The organism is Hymenobacter rigui, from assembly GCF_003944715.1.
Taxonomy (GTDB): domain Bacteria; phylum Bacteroidota; class Bacteroidia; order Cytophagales; family Hymenobacteraceae; genus Hymenobacter; species Hymenobacter rigui.
On record NZ_RWIT01000014.1, the window covers coordinates 55,425 to 71,917 of the forward strand.

Annotated in this window: 6 protein-coding genes; 5 read left to right on the forward strand and 1 reads right to left on the reverse strand. The window is 62.8% G+C overall.

All coding sequences use genetic code 11. The features are described 5' to 3' along the window. Positions 1-402 precede the first annotated feature (402 nt). Positions 403-4,680, reverse strand: a complete 4,278-nt coding sequence (locus EI291_RS18540; protein WP_125423564.1) for a hybrid sensor histidine kinase/response regulator transcription factor — start codon at positions 4,678-4,680, stop codon at positions 403-405. Between the two features lie 354 nt (positions 4,681-5,034). On the opposite strand from EI291_RS18540, the gene EI291_RS18545 reads away from it, so the two are divergent. From EI291_RS18545 to EI291_RS18565, 5 genes are all read left to right on the forward strand, one after another. Further along, positions 5,035-6,072 (forward strand): glycoside hydrolase family 43 protein, encoded by a 1,038-nt coding sequence (locus EI291_RS18545; protein WP_125423566.1) that lies wholly within the window; start codon positions 5,035-5,037, stop codon positions 6,070-6,072. 583 nt (positions 6,073-6,655) lie between these two features. Continuing rightward, the gene (locus EI291_RS18550; protein ID WP_125423569.1) at positions 6,656-9,625 is read left to right on the forward strand and encodes a SusC/RagA family TonB-linked outer membrane protein; all 2,970 of its coding nucleotides are present in this window, start codon (positions 6,656-6,658) and stop codon (positions 9,623-9,625) included. Between the two features lie 29 nt (positions 9,626-9,654). Beyond that, positions 9,655-11,235 carry a RagB/SusD family nutrient uptake outer membrane protein gene (locus EI291_RS18555; RefSeq protein ID WP_125423572.1) on the forward strand — a complete coding sequence of 527 codons (1,581 nt, stop codon included), beginning with the start codon at positions 9,655-9,657 and terminating at the stop codon, positions 11,233-11,235. Between the two features lie 202 nt (positions 11,236-11,437). Then, positions 11,438-13,480, forward strand: a complete 2,043-nt coding sequence (locus EI291_RS18560) for a DUF2264 domain-containing protein (RefSeq protein WP_170172717.1) — start codon at positions 11,438-11,440, stop codon at positions 13,478-13,480. Between the two features lie 800 nt (positions 13,481-14,280). Beyond that, on the forward strand, positions 14,281-16,344 hold the full coding sequence (locus EI291_RS18565; protein WP_125423577.1) for a glycoside hydrolase family 127 protein: 2,064 nt from the start codon (positions 14,281-14,283) through the stop codon (positions 16,342-16,344). The last annotated feature ends 149 nt before the right edge of the window (positions 16,345-16,493 follow it).

The following is a 16,493-nucleotide window of genomic DNA, read 5'->3' on the forward strand; positions in this document are numbered from 1 at the left end:
GGGAAAGAGCGGGGCCGAATTCGTCAGGCCGGCCAGCCAGGTGCTTCGTGGTAGCAGCTGTTTGTTGCTGCTTTTTAAGTAGTCAGTCAGATGTAACCAGGTAAAAATCACAGCATAAGCTTTTTTTGTACTGCTAATAATAGTGCACTTAGGTCGCAGGCTAGAGCTAGTGAGCTAGTTCCCCTCCTTGGAAAGGAGGGGCTAGGGGTGGTTGATGCTGTTAGAACTGATTTTAGAGCTAATTCTAGTCATCGTTCAGGAACAGTCAACCACCCCTAACCCCTCCTTTCCAAGGAGGGGAACTAGCTCACTAACTTTAGTCCGCAACTTGTGCTTGATTAGCAACGTCAGCACGCGAGGTGCTTCGGCTGCGCCTCTGCATGACGTACTATTCACGCACCTTTACTCACCTGAAGAAGCCGGCTCCCGGCTTTGGCGGTGCTGCTTGGCGTATTCGGAGGGGGTTACGCCGAAGATTTTCTGGAAAGTGGCGCGGAAGTACTTGGCGTTTTCGATACCTACCTGGAATGACACCTCCGACACCCGCATGGTGGTGTGGGCCAGCAGCTGGGCGGCCCGCTTCATGCGCACGTCCCGGATAAACTCAATAACCGTTTGGCCCGTGATGCTCTTGATGCGCCGATAGAGCACCGACTGGCTCATGCCAATTTCGCGCACCAGCACCTGCACGCTGAACTCGGGGTTTTCCAGGTTGCGCTCCACAATGGCCATGGCCGCTTCCAGAAACTCCCGGTCGGCATCGGCCACCACAATTTCGGTGGGCTCCAGCAGAATCTGGCGCTGGTAGTATTCCTGGGTTTTGCGGCGGTTGCGGAGCATGGTTTCGGCCTTGGCCTGCAGCAGCGTGGGGTTGAAGGGCTTATTCATGTAATCATCGGCCCCCATGCCCAGGCCCTCCAGCTGGTGGGTTTCGGCGGTGCGGGCCGTGAGCAGCAGCACCGGAATGTGGGCCGTTTTGGGGTGCTGCTTCACGCGCTGGCACAGCTCCAGTCCGTCGCTGCGGGGCATCATCACGTCCGAGATTATCAAATCCGGCAGCTGGTGCAGGGCTTTGTCCCAGCCCACCAGCCCGTCCTCGGCGGTACTCACCACGTAGTCGCCCTCGAAGAGCTGCTGCAGGTACTGGCGCACCTCGTCGTTGTCCTCCACCACCAGCAGGTGGGGCGGGCCCGAATGGGTGACTGGCAGGGTTTCGGGCAGCTCGGTATCCTCCAGCGGTGTGAGGAGCTGCTCCTCATCCAGCGTCAGCGGGGTTGTGAGGCCGGCTTCGGACTGGATGTCTTCGGGACGCAGATGCTGCTGGCCAAAGGGCAGGCGCAGCTCAAACGATGTCCCGATGTCCACGGTGCTGGCCACGGTGAGCTGTCCGCCGTGGCGCTCGGCAAACTGCCGGGCCAGCGAAAGGCCAATGCCGGTGCCTGTCATGCGCAGCGTGTTGGTGTGCGAGGCCTGGTAGTAGGGGTCGAAGATGCGTTCCAACTCGTTGGCCTTGATGCCTACTCCCGTGTCACTGATGTTGATTTTGAGGTAGTTGCCCGTGAGCTGCTCGCCGGTGTACACGGCCTCGCCGCCGGGGCTGCCAATGATGGTGGCCGACAGCTCCACCCGGCCTTTGTCGCGGGTATATTTGAAGGCATTGGCCAAGAGATTGGTCAGGATGATTTCCAGCTTGCTCCGGTCGAAGTACAGTTGCACCGGCTCGCTGGGCACGTCCAGCACGTACTGCACGGCCCGCTCCTGGGCCTTCAGCCGGAACATGCCGTACACGTCGGTGAGGAAGCGCGTGACGTCGCCGGAAGCAGCGCGCAGGGGCACGTTGCCGGTTTCCACCTTGCGGAAGTCCAGCAGCTGGTTGACCAGTTCCAGCAGCTTGCGGGCCTGCTGGTGCATGAGGTTCACCTTACCGCGCAAATCCTGCACCGGGCCGGCGCTGCGCATAATCTCCTCCATAGGCCCCAGAATGAGCGTGAGCGGGGTGCGCAGTTCGTGCGAGACGTTGGTGAAGAAGCCCAGCTTCAGGTCGGTAACTTCCTTCTCCTTTTGCTTCTGGAACTGCTCCAGAGCCAGACGGTTTTGCAGCTCCTGCTGGGCCATTTCGTTGCGGCGGTACAGCAGCACGCCGCCCACGGCCACCACCCCGTAGAGCACGTAGGCCCACCAGGTTTTGTACCAGGGAGCCCGCACATCAAACTGCATGGCGGCCACCCGCTTCGACCACACACCCTCGCCGTTGCTGGCCTTCACCTCGAAGCTGTATTGCCCGGCCGGCAGGTTGGCGAAGGAGGCCGTACGCTGGCCGGGGGCCGGGTACACCCAGTTCTGGTTATAGCCCACCAGCCGGTAGGCATAGCGGTTTTTCTGGGGGTTGGCGTAGTTCAGGCCCACAAACTCCACCGAAAAATCGTTTTCGGAGGCTTTAATGGTAACGGTTTGCGGTTTGGACAGAGGCTGCTGCAGCACCACCCGCCCGTTGAGTTCCTGGCCCACGGCCACCGGCTGGTTGGCAATGCGCAGGCCGGTTATCTGCACCACGGGCGGGTAGGGGTTGGGCTGGATGGCGTGGGGCTGGAAGTAGCTGATACCGTTGACGCCCCCGAAGTAAAGGGTGCCATCCTGCGCCCGGGCCGCGGCCCCAATCTTAAAAGCGTTGCTCTGCAGACCATCGGCCACGTCGTAGCGCAGGTACTGGCGGGTGCCGGGCGTGAAGCGGTACAGGCCCGTACCGCCAATCCAGAGGTGGCCTTCATCATCGGCCAGGATGCTTTCTACGTCGGTTTCGGGCAGATATTTGCGGTAGCTCTGCACAGTTTCGCGGCCCTGGGCATCGGTGCTCAGCCGGTGCAGGCCCCCGCCGATGGTTCCCATCCACAGGTTGCCCTCCCGGTCCAGCAGCAAAGGCCACACGTAGTTCACGGTGAGGCCCTTGGTCCGGCCCGTGGGGTCGGTTTTGAACTGGCCCAGCACCTGCAGGGAGTCGGCGGTGGGGCGTAGTTTCAGCAGACCCTGGTCGGTGGTGCTGGCCCAGAGCACGTCGCGCTGCCGGTCGTAGAGCAGGTAGGTGAAGCGGTTGGTGGGCAGGCCGGTTTTGCTGGCGCGGTAGGAGCCCAGCACCTTGCCCTCGGGCGTGAGGCGCACCAGGCCGGAGGTAAATGTGCCCACCCACAGCGTACCGAAACGGTCCTCGGCCATACTTTCTACCCCGGCCCGACCCAGGTCGGTACCGTCGGGCAGCTGCCGCATGGTGGTCAGCTTGTCCTGGCCGCCCCGCCGTACCAGGCTGGTGAGGCCGTAGCCCCGGGTACCAAACCACAGCGTGCCGTTGCTGCTCTGGAAGATATTCGCCACATCCACTCCGCGGGTGGTGCTGCTCTTTTCCTGGTTGAGGTAGTTGCGAAACGTGCGCTGGCCAAGGTCGTAGGCCGAAACCCCGTTGCGGGTGCCAAACCAGAGAATATTCCGCGCCTCTTCCTTATAGAGTGTGTTCACGTAGTTGTTGGACAACGACGACGGCCCGCCCAGCTGCCGCCGCAGCCGCCCGAAGGGCTTCTGCCGCAGATCCACCTTGTTGAGGCCACCGGCAGAGGCGCACAGCCACACAATCTGGTTGCGGTCCTCAAAAATCTGGTGGATGCGCTCCGAGTTGATGTTGAACGGTTCCCCGTCTTCGGGCAGCAGCAGGGTGGGCGGGGCCGGGCGCAGGGGCGGGGCAGTGCCCGTAACGGCTCCGGCTTCCCACACATACAGGCCATAAATAGTACCTACCCACAGCCGCCCGAACGAATCCAGCAGCAACGACTGCAGCTGCGGGTACGTGAGGTTTTGGGGATGGTCCGAGAGGCGGCGCACGGTGCGGCGGTTGGCGGCCGCTATCCAGTACACCTGCTGGCCGGTGCCCACCCACAAGTCGCCGCGGCGGTCCAGGTGCAGGGCCCGCACGGGGGCGGTCAGCTCGGTAGCTTCGGCCGTGAGGCGGGCACTTTCGGGGCGCACCACCCGCAGGCCGCCGTTCAGGGTGCCAATCCATAGTTTGCCCTCCACGTCGGCGGCCAGGCTGGTTACCTGCAGCTGGTCCTGGGCCGAGGGGGTGAGCGGGGCCAGCCGGGCTAAATCGGTTATAGTGCCCTGCTTATCGAGAGTCAGCACAAATACGCCCTCATTCTGAGTACCCACCCACAGTCGGCCGCGCTTATCGGAGGTCAGCGCCGATACGGTTACGCGGGCGAGCTGCTGCATGAGCGGCCGCAGGCGTGCGGGGCCGGTAGTCTCATCGAGGTTCAGCAGCTGGTCGGCGGCGGCATCGTATCGGCTCAGGCCGGCCCGCTCGGTGCCGGCCCACAGCTGGCCATCGGGGGCCACGTGCAGTACCTGAATGCGGTTGGCCGTAACGCCCTTGCGTGGGTTCACGGGCAGCACGTACTGCTTCAGGTTGTAGCCGTCGTACCGGTCGAGGCCCCGGTTGGTGCCCACCCAGATAAAGCCCGACCGATCCTGGGCCACCGCCATGGCGTCGCTGTGCGAGAGGCCCTGATCAACGGTCAGGTGCTCGAAGCGGAAATCCTCCGGGGCGGTATTCTGCGCCTGCACGGCTGCGGGTAGTAACCAGAGCAGCAGGCAGAGCAGCGGGCCGGCGGAAGCCCAGCGGGTGAGATGGTGGGACATCACGGGCAGGTAGGGGTGGGGCAGCAGTGGGAACAGGGGAACTAGGCAAAGCACTCGGTTCGGGGCGGGTGGGAACACGCCGGCTGGTGCTGCGGCTACGAAAATAACATTCCGGCCGTGAATTGCTCCCCCGTCCGGGTAAGCTCAACGCTACCCTAACGGCAGAAAGCGCCTGCGTTGAAATTCATCCCCCCAATTCGCCCGAAATACCCCCCATTTTAGGGGGCGGGCGCCGGGTACTTTTAGGGTGTTGAAGCGGCCCGGTGGCCGGAGTATTACCGGTCCGCTTCCCACTCTTTCCACTTCCGGGAGTCTTGCTGAAGCGCCCTGGTACCTCGTCACCTATTCTCAGCTATGCGTACCCTCCTTGCCGTCGTTTGCCTCAGTTTCTGGAGCGGCGTAATCTTGGCTCAGTCCCCGGCGGCCTCCGTAACTGCGCCCGGTTCAGGGGCCCGCAACACCGAGTTCCAGCCGGGGAAACTGTGGTATGATACCGAGGGCAACCTCATCAACGCCCACGGCGGCGGGATTCTGCGGGTGGGCAACACCTACTATTGGTACGGGGAGAAGCGCGCCCGGCAGCAAGAGGAAGGCGTGACGGTGTACTCCTCCCGGGACCTCTACAACTGGCACTACGAGGGCCTGGCCCTGCAACCCAGCCCCCAGCCCGGCCACGATATTGAACAGGGCTGCCTGATGGAGCGGCCCAAGGTGCTCTTCAATCAGAAGACTGGCAAATACGTGATGTGGTTTCACCTGGAGCTGAAGGGCAAGGGCTACAGTGCCGCCCGCGCCGGCGTGGCCGTGGCCGACAAACCCACCGGCCCATTCCGCTACGTAAGCAGCTTCCGGCCCAACGGCCATATGTCGCGCGACATGACGTTGTACCTCGACGACAACGGGCGGGCCTACCACATCTACTCGGCCCGGGAAAACTACGACCTGCGCATTGCCCGGCTCTCCGATGATTTTCTGACGGCTACCCGGCAGGATACGCTGCTGTTCAGCAACCACCGCGAGGCCCCGGCCGTGTTCAAAACCGGCGACAGGTATTACCTCATCACCAGCGGCTGCACCGGCTGGGACCCCAACCAGGCCACGCTGCACGTCGCCGACAACCTCTTTGGGCCCTGGAAGGAACTGGGTGACCCCATGCGCGGGCCCAACGCCGCCAAAACCTTCGGCGGGCAATCTACTTACGTGCTGCCGGCACCGGGGCGGCCGGGCTCGTTCATTTTCCTGGCCGACCAGTGGAATCCCAAGGACCTCAAGGATAGCCGCTACCTCTGGCTGCCGGTGCAGTTCCGGGAAGAGCAGCCCACCATTGAGTGGCTGGACCGCTGGAACCTGGGCTTTTTCAAGCCAGCCGGCGCGAAATCGGCCGGGCGGTAAGCGCGTGCTTGACGCTCTTTTTACAATTATCCAGGTTGCGGTTTAGAGCTAAAAGCTAGTTCCCCTCCTTGGAAAGGAGGGGCTAGGGGTGGTTGACAATCGTTGAACGGTCACTAGAACTAGATCTGGAATTCGTTCTACCAGCATCAACCACCCCTAACCCCTCCTTTCCAAGGAGGGGAGCTAGCTCTAAACCGCAACCTGGGTTAAATACCAGGGCTTGCTCTGATTCCCGCCAAGCCGGAGCCCGAAGGCTGTTGCGGCGAATGGTATCAAACCAAGTCAGGCTTGTGTAATTCTCTATCGGTAGTTTAAAGTGACTGCTTACTTACAAAGCTGCTTAATAGGCAGTACGGGCGCTTTTCCGCCGAATTTATCCCCCGTTATTGCCCGGAAACTCCCCGCTGTTTCAGTAACCGCCCAGGTACTTTTGGGTGCTGACTGCTAGCGGGTTGAGGGGGTGAAGTGCTTCCCGATTCGTCCCTCGGAATTGCCCGGCCGCTACGTCAGTATGCTGAATTTCTCTGACTCACCACACCATTTCTCCCACTCGGCCCACCGGCCCCCATAACCCACGCATCCTATGAGGGTAAAACATTTACTCCTTTATGGCGCTCTGGCTCCCCTCCCCGCCACACTGGCCGCTGCCGCCCCCGCTCCCGAGGTGACGGTAACGGGTACCGTAACCGACAACAACGGCCAGCCGCTGCCCGGCGCTACCGTGGTAGTGAAAGGCACAACTACCGGTGCCAGCACCGATGCCGACGGCAAGTTCAGCCTGCGCCTGCCCGACGGCAACGCCGTGCTGCTGGTATCGTCCATCGGGTTTGCGGCCCAGGAAATTTCGGTGAACGGCCGCAGCAGCCTGAGCATCCGCCTGCAGCCCGATGCCAAAGCCCTGGACGAAGTAGTAGTAGTGGGCTACGGCACTCAGAAACGCTCCGACGTGACGGGCTCCGTGGTGTCGGTGCCGCAGGACCGGCTGGAGAAGCTGCCGGTGGCTAACGTGGCCCAGGCCCTGCAGGGCGCGGTGGCGGGCGTGACCATCACGGGGGGCTCCAACCTGCCCGGCTCCCAGCCCAACATCCGCATCCGGGGGGTGCGCTCCATTACGGCCGAAGCCAGCCCCTACGTAATTGTGGACGGGCTGCCGTTCCCGGGCAACTTCAACGATATCAACCCCAACGACATTGCCTCTATTGAGATTCTGAAGGATGCTTCGTCCACGGCCATTTACGGTACGCGGGGTTCCAGCGGGGTTATTCTCATCACTACCAAGCGCGGCAAAACCGGCAAGCCCCAGATTCGCTACAACGGCTACGCGGGCTTCGAGAATCTGGTAACCCGCCTGCACCCGCTCGATGGGCCGGCTTACTCGGCCAAGTACCAGGAGTTTGCCCGGCAGCGCGGCATCAACGTAACGCCCGTGCCCAACACCGGCGAGCTGGACAACTACAACAACAACCGCACCGTGGACTGGATGGACCTGGTAAGCCAGCAGGGCTACCTCCAGGACCACAACGTGTCCATTTCGGGCGGCACCAACGACATCAAGTACTTCGTGTCGGCGGACTACTTCAAGCAGCGCGGGGTACTGAAAGGCTACCAGTTCGGGCGCGTGAGCTTCCGCACCAACATCGACGCCAACCTAACTTCCTGGCTGACGGTGGGCACGTCCTCGTTCTTCTCGCGCAACAACGACGACGGCGGCCGCGTGGACCTGGGCCTGGCGCAGGTGGCCAGTCCCTACGGCAACGTGTACAACCCCGATGGTACCTATACCATCTTCCCGCAGCCCCCGGAACAGCTGGTGAAAAACCCGCTGCTGGGCCTGACCACCACCCGGGAAAGCCGCGTGAACCAGCTCACCGGCACGGCCTACGCCGAGGTGCAGCCCACCTTCCTGAAAAACCTGAAGTACCGCCTCAACGCCACGTACTCGTACCGGCCCTACCGGTATGCCTACTACGAAGGCCGGCAGTTCGGCAACCTGCGCGGCGGGGCCCAGCTCACCAACGACGAGCGGCACAACTACACCCTGGAAAACCTGCTGATTTACAACCACGACATCGACAAGCACCACTTCGATGTGACGCTGCTGTACAGCGGCCAGCAGAACACCTACTTCACCACCACCGAAAACGCTTCGGGCTTCATCAACGACCAGATCGGGTTCAACAGCATCGGCTCGGGCTCCAACACGCCCACCATCGGCTCCTACAGTGAGCGGCGGGCCCTGGTGTCGCAGATGGGCCGCCTGAACTACTCCTACGACTCGCGCTATCTGTTCACGGCTACGGCCCGCCGCGACGGTTCGTCGGTGTTCGGGGCCAATGCCGACAAGTACGCCGTTTTCCCCTCGGTAGCCCTGGGCTGGAACGTAGCCAACGAAGGCTTTTTGCGCGGTAACTCGTTGGTTAACCAGCTGAAGCTGCGCTTCAGCTACGGCATCACCGGCAATGAGGCTATTCCTCCCTACGGCACCATCACCGGCAATGCGTTGCTGCAGTACGCCTACGGTGGCGTAACGGCCGTGGGCCTGCGGGCCAGCAACATCGGCAACAGCAACCTGAAGTGGGAGCAGACCACCAGCACCAACTACGCGGTGGACTTCGGCGTGCTGAATAACCGCATCACGGGTACGGTGGAGTATTTCGACGCCAAAACCAAGGACCTGCTGCTGGCCCGGCAGATTCCGATTATCTCCGGTTACAGCACCATTCTCGACAACATTGGGCGGGTGCAGAACAAAGGGGTGGAGCTGACGCTGGCTACTACCAACGTGCGGGCTGCCAACTTCACCTGGGAATCCAACGGCAACTTCTCCGTGATTCGGAACAAAGTGCTGGAGCTGTATGGCAACGGCACCGACGACATTGGCAACCGCCGCTTCATTGGCAAGCCCCTGGGTGCCATCTACGACTACCGCATGGTGGGCGTGTGGCAGGTAGGGGAGGACGCTACCACCCTCGACCCCGGTGCCAAGCCCGGCGACCTGAAGTTTGCCGACCTCGACGGCGACGGCAAAATCACCTCCCTCGACCGGCAGTACCAGGGCTCCACGCAGCCGCGGTACACGGCCGGCCTCACCAACACCTTCACCTGGAAGGGGCTGAGCCTGCGCGTGTTCCTGCAAACGGTGCAGGGCGTGCTCAAAAACAACCCCACCCTCAACCTGGTGGACCTGGGCGGCCGTCTGAACACCCCGCGCGAAGTGGGTTACTGGACGCCCGACAACGCCCGCCAGGACCGCCCCGGCCTCAACTACTATAACCCCCGCGGCTACGGCTACCCCAGCGACGCCAGCTTCACCCGCCTCAAGGACGTGACGCTGAGTTACACGCTGTCGGCGGGCCTGACGGAGCGCCTGAAGCTGGGCGGCGTGTCGGCCTACGTATCGGGCCGCAACCTGTACACCTGGACCAAGTGGATTGGCTACGACCCCGAGCAGAACTACACCCTGGGCAACGGCACGGGCAACGTGGACGGCGGCACGCCCAACTTCCCCAACTCGGCCAGCTACGTGCTGGGTCTGAACGTGACCCTGCGCTAATTCCCACCCTTGCATTCCTCTGACTCACGATGAAACGCGTTTTACTTGCCACTGCCAGCCTGTTGGGCCTGGCCCAGGTGCTCAGCTCCTGCGACAAAGACTACCTCGACGAAACTCCCAAATCCCTCTACACCCCACAAACCGTCCTGACCGACTCGCTGGGTTTTGAGGCCGCCATGGCCGGCCTGCAGTCGGTGGTGCGGGAGCAGTACACCCACTCCGACCAGCAGGGCCTGATCAGCATCATGCAGCTGGGTACCGATGTGGCCATGCCCGGCCAGGTGCAGGGTGTGGAAGTGCCCTACTACAACTACGCCCAGCTCACGGCCCAGGACCGGGGCTCGGAAATCTTCTGGAGCTGGGCCTACCGCACCATCAACAACGCCAACCAGATTATCGACGGCGCGGCCACGGCACCCTCCACGGTGCGCCAGGGCTACAAAAACCGCATCAGCGCCGAAGCCCGGTTTTTCCGCGCCTATGCCTACAACTTCCTGGCCACGCTGTGGGGCGACGTGCCCCTGGTGGACAAGCCCGTTACCTCGCCGCGTACTGACTTCACGCGTACGCCGGTAGCCGACATCAACGCCTTCATCATCAACGACCTGACCACGGCCATTCCGAGCATGCTGCCCGGTAACCGGGTTATTTCGGGCCGGATTTCGCGGGGCGCGGCCCAGCAGCTGCTGGGGGAGGTGTACCTGCGCGACAACAAGCCGGCCTTGGCCGAGCAGGTGCTGCGTGACCTGATCAACAGCAACGTGTACCAGCTCATCCGGGCCCGCTACGGGGTGAAATCAAGCCAGCCCGGCGACTATTTCTCCGACATGTTCATTGTGGGCAACCAGCGCCGCAGCCAGGGCAACACCGAGCTGATCTGGGGTATTGAGCAGCAGCTGGTAGTGCCGGGCGGTACCACCAGCGCCCAGCAGCGCCGCGTGTGGGTGCCCGCCTATTACAACGTGCCCGGCATGGCCCTGGCCGACTCCCTGGGTGGCCGCGGCCTGGCCCGTCTGCGCCTGAGCAACTGGGTGGATTACCGCCTCTATAACTCGGGTCCCGACATGCGCAACTCCAAGTACAACCTCAAGCGCAAGTTCTACTACAACGATGCCTCGCGCCCGGCTACGTTCGGGAAGCCGGTCACCGGCCTCAAGGGCTCGGATACCATCTTCTACATCACGCCCTACACCACCAAGTGGAACCAGTTTGACCCCACCGATACCTTCGGCTTCGGCACCATTAAGGACCTGCCCATGATGCGCCTGGGCGAAACCTACCTGCTGCTGGCCGAGGCGCAGTTCAAGCAGGGCAAGCTTGCGGATGCGGCCACCAGCATCAACGTGCTGCGCACCCGGGCCCAGGCGGCTCAGGTAACCGCCGGCCAGATTGACCTGAACTTCATTCTGGATGAGCGCACCCGGGAGCTGATCGGTGAGGAGCAGCGCCGCATCACGCTGGTGCGCACCGGCACGCTCATCGAGCGCGCCACCCGCCTCAACGGGACCTACGTAACGGGCATCACCCAGAAAAACCTGCTGCTGCCCATTCCGCAGGCCGAACGGGACCGGAACATCAGTGCCAATCTGAGCCAGAACCCGGGCTACTAAAAAGTGAAACCGACGGTTGAAGCACCCGCTTTGGCCGTCGGTTTTTGCTTTGTCTGTTTCCATCTTTCTCTGTCATCCTGAGCACGGCGAAGGGCCTTTGCACGTCTGAACGAGTATCGTTGTAACGTGGTAAGGTCCTTCGCTGTGCTCAGGATGACAGATGATTTTATACGCTCATCTTCCTTCCAACTCTTCGCTCTCCGTGCTCAAACCAATTCTAACTGCCGCGCTGCTGCTCCTGACGCTGGCGGGCCGGGCTCAACAGGGCGTGCCCACCAACGCGGATATGCCCTCGGTGCCGCCCGCCGCCGAGAAACTGCCCTCGTTCGAAATCCGGCAGCCTGACAAGCAACTGAGCCCGTTTACCGGCATGACGCGCCGCCATTGGCAGGATGCGGCCCGCTACCTGCTCAGCGGCGCCTTCAGCTACGTGCATAAGCTGAATGACCCGATGCAGTTTCCGAAGCAGCCGGGCAAAAGCTACTCGCGCACCCCCGGCCAGGTACCCACCGAGAAGCTGGAGGGCCTGTGTCGCACGCTGTTCATGGCCGCGCCCCTGCTGAAGGAAGAACCCGGCCTCACGCTCAACGGCATCAAAGTGGCCGACTACTACCGTCACCAGCTCGGTCTGCTGGTGGACCCGCAGAGCCCCAGCTTCATCAGACCCCGGGCCAAGGATGGCGGCCCCAGCCAGAACCTGGTGGAGTTTGGGGGGCTGGGCGTGGCTTTGTTTGCCGCGCCCAAAATCCTGTGGGACCCGCTGCCCCAGGCCACCAAGGATGCCCTGGCCGCCACCATGCTCAGCTACGGCGACGGGCCCACGGTGCCGCAGAACTGGCGCTACTTCAACATCTTCATCCTCAGTTTTTTCGATTCCAGAGGCTACCCGGTCAATAAAAAGCTGCTGGAAGACTACCTGCAGAAGCAGCTGACCCACTACGACGGCCAGGGCTGGTACAACGATGCGCCCACCTACGACTACTACAGCATGTGGGCGTTTCAGATGTACGGCCGGCTGTGGAGCGAGTACTACGGCCGGCAGCGCTACCCCGAGGTGGTCCGCCAGCTCGACGCGAACTTCGCCCCGCTCCACGACACGTACCCCTACCAGTTCGGGCGCGACGGGCACATGATTATGTGGGGGCGCAGCATCACGTACCGGTTTGCGGCGGTGGTGCCCTTCCCGCTGATGGGCCTGCGCCCCGCCGCCGATACCAACTTCGGCTGGATGCGGCGCATTGCCTCGGGGGCCCTGCTGCAGTTTCTACAGAACCCCGATTTTTTGCAGGACAACGTGCCCACGCTGGGTTTCTACGGAGCCTTCGAGCCGGCCGTGCAGCCCTACAGCTGCCGGGGCAGCGTGTACTGGCTGGCCAAAGCCTTTTTGGGCCTGCTGGTGCCCGCCGACTCGCCCTTCTGGACTGCCCCCGAAAACGAAGGTGCCTGGACCACGCCCGCGCTGGCCAGCGGCACGGTGTTCAACAAGTTCGAGCCCGGCCCCAACATTCTGGTAACCGACTACCCCAACACCGGTGCGGCCGAGCTGCGCGCCCCCTGCCACCAGCCCAGCTCCGACCCCTACCGCGGCGACGAGAACTACAACCGCCTGAGCTACAACTCGGCCTTTCCCTGGCAGGCCGACGGCCCCAACGGCGAGGTAGCCATGAACTACGTGTTCAAAAACCAGCAGGGCAAGTGGGAGCCGCTGAGGCTGTTTACTTTCCGCCGCTTCGAGGAAGGCGTGTATTACCGCGACGCCGTGCTGGAAACCAACCCTAACGTGAAGCTGCGCCTGGCCGACTTGCCCCTGCCCAACGGCATCCTGCGCCTCGATGTCAACCAAAGCACCGAAACCCTGCCGCTGCGCCTGGGCCACTACGCCCTGCCTAACCTCACCGGCACCGTGCGCCACCGCACCCGCCGCGTGCAGGGCCACACCGTGCACCTCCTCGACAACGGCACCTACCAGCTGGCCCTGGTGCCCCTGCAAGGTTGGGACGCCGTGGACGCCGTGGACGCTACCGGCCTGCACCCCGTCAGCCAGAAAAGCACCGTGCTCAACGCCGTAGGAACCTCGGCCCCCAGCCGCCCGCTACTGGCCACGCTGTTGCTCTGGAAACGCTCGGGGCAGAAGTGGACTAAAGCCGAGTTACTGCCCGTGCGCAGCCTCTCCGCCGCCGATTACCGCAGCATCACCGTGCAGATGGCTGACGGCAGTAAGCGCGTGGTGCGGTTCGGGGAGTAGGAGTGGAGGGATGCAAAACGGTGGTTGACGGTGAAGCCGTCAGCAATATACTTCTCAGGAAGTGGTATGCGAAAACGCGGTAGGGTGCGGGGCTTGTCCCCGCCCTTCGTTGTACAGCCAAGTGGGTTTCGTTCAACGACGGGCGGGGACAAGCCCCGCACCCTACCGCGTGACGGGTATAAAAGGAACGACTGTTGTGCCGAAGGTGAAGCATGACGTTCTTCTACAAAACCGCTAAAAAAAACAGGTTGCTGACGAATACGGCCCGGCTAAACGCCCGATTTGTCCCGCCTGTTTTGGGTGGCGGGTGCTGAAATTTGCCATAGGCAGAACGGGATACGGAGTACCGTTGACCGCTTTGCCAACGGCTTTCAGCAGGCCACAAATCACGCGGCGCCTTGGATGCGCTGCATCAGCACGACCAGGGTGAAGGGGACCCGTTTGCTTTGAGAGAGGCAGGTCGTTATCCGAGCGCCGGCGGTACTGTGTGGGAATGGTACCGCCGGCCGGGCGCCGCGGGTTTGTGGCCTGCTCTGTTTTTGCGGGGCCTGCGCTGGCGGGCCGCCTGCTACACGAAGGGGAAGGTGAGAGAACCGCGCACCGCGCGGCGCCGCCGGCAGCATCGGGAGAAGTGGTCTGCAAGCCAGCTCCCCGACGAGTGAAAGACTGCTGTCGCAGCTGGCCGGGTAGGCGTGGGAACCTACCCGGCCGGCGGGTGCCGCGCGGGGAGCGGTTTTCGCGCGTCCGGCCGAGCCCAACCCGCTCCGTTTTATTCCGCATCCGGTACAAAAGCCTTTCCCATGCCTACCACCCGCTTCCCCCTGAAACCGCTGCTGCTCACGGCCCTGGGCCTGCGCCTCGCCACCGCCGCGCTGGCCCAGCAGAAAGCTGATTATCCCATTCAGGCCGTGTCGTTTACCAAGGTGAAGCTGGCCGATAATTTCTGGCTGCCCCGGCTCAAGACGAACACCGACGTAACCATTCCGGCTTCGTTTCAGCGCTGCGAGGCCACCAACCGGGTGAAGAACTTCGAAATGGCTGCCGCCAAATCGGGCAAGTTCGCCACCACGTACCCCTTCGACGACACCGACATCTATAAGACTATCGAGGGCGCTGCGTACTCGATGCAGCTGGAGCCCGACGCGAAGCTGAACGCCTATGTGGATGAGCTGATTCAGAAAGTAGCGGCGGCGCAGGAGCCCGACGGCTACCTTTACACCGCCCGCACCATCGACCCCCAGCACCCGCACGCCTGGGCTGGCAAAGAGCGGTGGGAAAAGGAGCGGGAGCTGAGCCACGAGCTCTACAACGCCGGCCACCTCTACGAAGCCGCCGTGGCCCATTACGAAGCCACCGGCAAGCGCAACCTGCTGAACATTGCCCTGAAGAACGCCGATTTGGTGTGCGCCACCTTCGGCCCCGGCAAGCGGGCCGTGGCCCCCGGCCACGAAATCGTGGAAATGGGCCTGGTGAAGCTCTACCGCGCCACCGGTCAGCCCAGGTACTTGGCCACCGCCAAATTCTTCCTCGACCAGCGCGGCCAGTACAAAGGCTACGACCCCAAGAGCCCGGACGTGTGGAAGAACGGCGCCTACTGGCAGGACCACCAGCCGGTAGTAGCGCAGAAGGAGGCCATCGGCCACGCCGTGCGCGCCGAGTATCTGTACTCGGCTATGGCCGATGTGGCGGCCCTCACCGGCGACAAGCCGCTGCTGGCGGCCGTGGACAGCATCTGGCAGAACATGGTGGGCAAGAAACTCTACGTAACCGGCGGCACCGGCGCGGCCTCCGACGGGGAGCGGTTCGGCCAGAACTACGAGCTGCCCAACGCCACAGCCTACAACGAAACCTGCGCCTCGGTGGCCGACGTGTACTGGCAGCAGCGCATGTGGCAGCTCCACGGCGACGCCAAGTACGCCGACGTGCTGGAAAAAGTGCTCTACAACGGCCTGATTTCGGGCGTGGGGCTGGATGGCAAGTCGTTCTTCTACTCCAATGCCATGCAGGTGAAGAACGCTGCCGACTTGGCCCACCCCGAGGCCCAGCGCTCCGGCTGGTTCGACTGCTCCTGCTGCCCCACCAACCTGGCCCGCCTCTTCCCGGCCCTGCCCGGCTACGTGTACGGCCAGCAGGGCCGCGACGTGCTGGTGAACCTGTTCGTGAGCAGCACCGCCGATTTGCAGGTCGGTAAGGAAAAGGTGCAGCTAGTGCAGCAGAACAACTACCCCTGGGACGGCGGCCTGCAGTTCACCGTCAACCCCGCCCGCGCCACCGCCTTCAACCTGCTGGTGCGCATTCCCGGCTGGGCCCGCGGCGAAGCCCTGCCGACCAACCTCTACACCTTCGCCCAGCCCTCGGCCGCCAAAGTGGAGGTGAAGGTGAACGGCCAGCCGGTACCTTATCAGCTGCGCAACGGCTACGCCGTGCTGCCGCGCAAGTGGCGCAAGGGCGACGTGGTAACCGTGACCCTGCCGATGGAAGTGCGCCGCGTGGTGGCCAACCCCAACGTGCGCGAGGACTTGGGTAAAGTAGCCCTGCAGCGCGGCCCACTCATGTACTGTGCCGAGTGGACCGACAACCAGGGCCGCGCCAGCAACCTCATTGTGCCGCCCACGGCGCAGTTCACCGCCACCTACAAGCCCGAGATGCTCAACGGCGTGACGACCCTCACCGCCACCGTGCCCGCCGTGCAGGTCAACGAGGCTACCAGCTCCATCCAAACTGTGCAGCAGACGCTGACGGCCATTCCGTACTACGCCTGGGCCAACCGCGGCAAGGGCGAAATGACGGTGTGGTTCCCCGCCAAAGTAGTGGACGTGGACCTAGTGACGCGCCCGGTCGTGCAGAAAGAGGAGAAGAAGTAGACGATACCTATCAAACCTGTCATCCTGAGTGGAGCGAAGGACCTTATCACGTTTGGTTTACCAATAAACGAGTCGTTCCAACGTGATAAGGTCCTTCGCTCCGCTCAGAATGACAGTGTTTCACTTTGTTGTTTCCTCGCTCCAATACC

What these genes read in the sequence shown, in the direction of transcription:
- EI291_RS18540 (WP_125423564.1), bottom strand. Translation starts at nt 4,680, where the DNA reads ATGTCCCACCATCTCACCCGCTGGGCTTCCGCCGGCCCGCTGCTCTGC.
- EI291_RS18545 (WP_125423566.1), top strand. Translation starts at nt 5,035, where the DNA reads ATGCGTACCCTCCTTGCCGTCGTTTGCCTCAGTTTCTGGAGCGGCGTA.
- EI291_RS18550 (WP_125423569.1), top strand. Translation starts at nt 6,656, where the DNA reads ATGAGGGTAAAACATTTACTCCTTTATGGCGCTCTGGCTCCCCTCCCC.
- EI291_RS18555 (WP_125423572.1), top strand. Translation starts at nt 9,655, where the DNA reads ATGAAACGCGTTTTACTTGCCACTGCCAGCCTGTTGGGCCTGGCCCAG.
- EI291_RS18565 (WP_125423577.1), top strand. Translation starts at nt 14,281, where the DNA reads ATGCCTACCACCCGCTTCCCCCTGAAACCGCTGCTGCTCACGGCCCTG.